The following is a 3,393-nucleotide window of genomic DNA, read 5'->3' as shown; positions in this document are numbered from 1 at the left end:
AACTCTGGATTTTCGTCTTCTAACTGTTGAAGTTCTTTTAATTTGATATCAAATTCATAATCTGAAATAGTTGGTTTATCCAACACATAATAACTATGATTATGTTGATGTAGCTCTTCTCTTAACTGTTGTATCTTTTCTTGAACTGTCATTAAATTATTGTCTAACGGTACCTGTAAAATGATTGATTTTTGAGTTGATTGGATTTCCTGATGCACGTCTAAAAGAAGCCAATTGACCCGCATGCCATGTAGCATCGGCAATAGGTCCGTTAATAGCATTCCATAACGGATGTTCTTTTTCTCCAAAAATTATTTTGTGTTGTGATACATCTGTACTTTTTCTAAAAATATCGCTCGCTAACTTTAAATTTTCTAAGGTTGCTTTTCTCTTTTCAGCAAATGTCATTTCTGATTTTACTTCTTTATGCGGAACCTTTAACGCAGCATTTTTAATTACTATCGACAAGCTTAACACATGATCTATTGTTTCTCCTGCTGTTTTTGCTTCTCTACTTGGCTTGTATTCTAAATCTTCTTCAGTTAAACCATCTGTAGCCCAATAATAACGAAACCCTAATCCATCTATCATTCTACCCACAACAGTTCCTGCTGTAAACTCCTCTGCCTCTTTAGGTATTTCGTAATAAGGTAATTTGTTTTGTGAATTGGTTGTTATTGCGGCAAACAATAATAATATAGGAGTAAGTATTGATCTCATTAAATTTATTTTTAAACGCTAATTTAAGGAAAAGATTTATGAGAACTAAAACTAAACTCCTATCAATTAAAAATAAAAAAAACCGAGGTAATCCCTTACCTCGGCTGCTAAAAAAACAAACTATTATTGTTTACCTTTTTAACGACATCGTATAGATAATATCTTCGTCTTTTGCTGAAACTAACAATTCTGTTTCAGTTATTTTTTCAATTTTTAAGTTTTCATCAAAGCTTTTTTTATCAAACTCTAATTCATTTTTCTCTTTAAGTAGCTTCCAGCTTCCTTCTTCTTTTTGAGCATTCATCATGATTTCATATTTTCCTTCATAAGAAAACTCTAACCAGCTTGATCCTTCAGAAAACTCGCAAATTTCATTGCCAACTTTCATTGAATCTACAAACCATTTACCTGTAATTAACGTATTTAACTCTTGAGAATAACTTAGTGAAGTAGCACCAAGTGTTAAGAATAGTAGTACAACTATCTTTTTCATTTTAGGGGACATTTTAAGGGGTTTATTCTTATTCAAAATTAATAAAAAAAGCCGAAGCTTTAAAGGCTTCGGCTAAATTTATCTATTTATTTACTTTCTATTAATAGTAAGTATAACGACGTACTTTAGCGATGTGCTTAGCTAAACGCATTACTTGGTGAGAGTATCCGTATTCATTATCATACCATACGTAAATTACGATTGTATCACCATCTGCAATAGTAGCTTTACTATCAAAGATAGATGGAGCTGTTGTTCCTACAATATCAGAAGAAACTAATTCATTACTTAATGAGTATTGAATTTGCTCTACTAAATCTCCTTCTAACGCATATTTCTTCATAATAGCGTTTACAGATTCTACTGTAGCTGGAGAGTTTAATTGTAAGTTTAAGATTGCTAACGATCCGTTTGGTACTGGTACACGAATAGCACTTGACGTTAATTTACCTGCTAATGCTGGTAACGCTTTTGCTACTGCTTTTCCTGCACCTGTTTCAGTAATTACCATGTTTAAAGCTGCTGCTCTACCTCTACGGTATTTACTGTGCATGTTATCAACCAAGTTTTGGTCGTTAGTATATGCGTGGATCGTTTCTAAGTGTCCTTTTTTAATTCCGAAGTTATCTTCTAATACTTTTAATACTGGAGTAATAGCGTTCGTAGTACAAGAAGCCGCAGAGAAAATATCGATATTATCTGGGTTGTTCTCTTCGTGATTTACACCGTGAACGATGTTTGGCACACCACCTCCTGGAGCAGTTAATAATACTTTGCTAGCTCCGTTAGCTTTTAAGTGACGACTTAATGCTTCACCATCTCTAAAAGCACCAGTGTTATCTATAATTAACGCGTCATTAATTCCGTATTCAGTATAATCGATGTCTTCTGGTTGATTAGCTGAAATCATATAAACAGTAGTTCCGTTAATGATTAACGCATTGTTATCGGCATCAACTTGAACAGTACCTAAGAAATCTCCGTGAACTGAATCTACGCTTAATAATGAAGCTCTTTTTTCTAAAACTGTTTGGTCAATTTTACCACGAGTAACTACAGCTCTTAAACGTAATTGAGAACCTTTACCCATTTTGCTACTTAACTCGCGAGCTAATAAACGACCAATACGACCAAAACCATATAATACTACATCTTTTGGTTTGATATTTTCTGCCTCAGTAGCATCTTTTAATTGCTCTTTTACAAAAGCAATTTTGTCTGCTGAAGCATCGTCTTGTAAGTGAAATTCATAAGCTAATTTACCGATATCTAATTTTGATGGTGGCAAATCGATTGATTGAATAGCTTTCGCAATTTCTAAAGCATCTTCAATAGTGATTGGTTTAGCTACAAACTCTTTAGCATAGTTGATTAAGTTTAAAACCTCACTAGCTCTTTTATCTACTAACGGGTTTCTAAATAATACTAACTCGATAGATTTATCGTACCATAAATCGTTTACGATGTTAATAAACTCAACAGTAGCTCTTCGAACTTGCGCTTGATTTACTACTTCTTTTTCGTAATTTGTTATTGTTGACATAGTTGTGTGTTAACTAAAAATTAAAAAATTTGTGCAAAAATAGGTATTTCTTCTTGATTTTTGATTGGTTTTTCAAAAGAAAAAGCCCTGTTAAAGTGATTTTAACAAGGCTTTCTTTATAAAAATATTATTCTATTAATATCTAAATCTTTCTATTTGACCGGAAGGACTAATCATTTCTAGCAAAAGTCTATTACCACTACCGTAAGTTTTGTCTAACATACTTGCTGCTTCTTTTGCATCAGCAACCTTCTTTCCGTTAATTTTAGTCAAAATATACCCTTCTCCTACATCAAACTGCTTAAATGCTATATTCTCAGTTCTTTTAATCTTAGCTCCACTCTCTATCTTAAACTTCTTTTTATCATCGTTTGTAATATCTTCAAACTCGGTTTGTAAAACTTTACTTACAGGTAGTTTTATAAGCTTAGTTAACTTAACGACCTTAGTAAGTTCTTCTCCATCTCTATCGATTATTACATTTACGTATTCTCCTGGTCTTTTTGCTGTTAACTGACCTTTTAAGTCTGAAAACTTGGTAATTTTCACGTTGTTTACTTTCGTTATGATGTCTCCTTCTTTTAATCCAGCTTTTTTAGCACCTCCTTTATTATAATCATCTTTAAGGTTTGTAAAT

Annotated in this window: 5 protein-coding genes; all 5 read right to left on the bottom strand. The window is 32.5% G+C overall.

Annotated features, from left to right (window positions below):
* A partial coding sequence (locus OU788_RS12020; protein ID WP_274635388.1) for a DNA ligase LigA-related protein occupies positions 1–152 on the bottom strand: 152 nt, incomplete at its 3' end.
* A 4-nt stretch (positions 153–156) separates the two neighbouring features.
* A complete protein-coding gene (locus OU788_RS12015) occupies positions 157–720 on the bottom strand; it encodes a hypothetical protein (RefSeq protein WP_274635387.1) in 564 nt (187 codons plus the stop codon).
* A 130-nt stretch (positions 721–850) separates the two neighbouring features.
* Positions 851–1,213: a hypothetical protein gene (locus OU788_RS12010; protein ID WP_274635386.1), complete on the bottom strand. Its 363-nt coding sequence runs from the start codon at positions 1,211–1,213 to the stop codon at positions 851–853.
* A gap of 100 nt (positions 1,214–1,313) precedes the next feature.
* Positions 1,314–2,756 (bottom strand): glyceraldehyde-3-phosphate dehydrogenase, encoded by a 1,443-nt coding sequence (locus OU788_RS12005; protein WP_274635385.1) that lies wholly within the window; start codon positions 2,754–2,756, stop codon positions 1,314–1,316.
* Between the two features lie 135 nt (positions 2,757–2,891).
* The coding region (locus OU788_RS12000) for a PDZ domain-containing protein (protein WP_274635384.1) at positions 2,892–3,393 on the bottom strand (502 nt) is incomplete at its 5' end.

The sequence above is a fragment of the Tenacibaculum sp. L6 genome (genome assembly GCF_028823685.1).
Taxonomy (GTDB): Bacteria; Bacteroidota; Bacteroidia; order Flavobacteriales; family Flavobacteriaceae; genus Polaribacter.
This window is presented reverse-complemented; position numbering and strand designations above follow the sequence as displayed.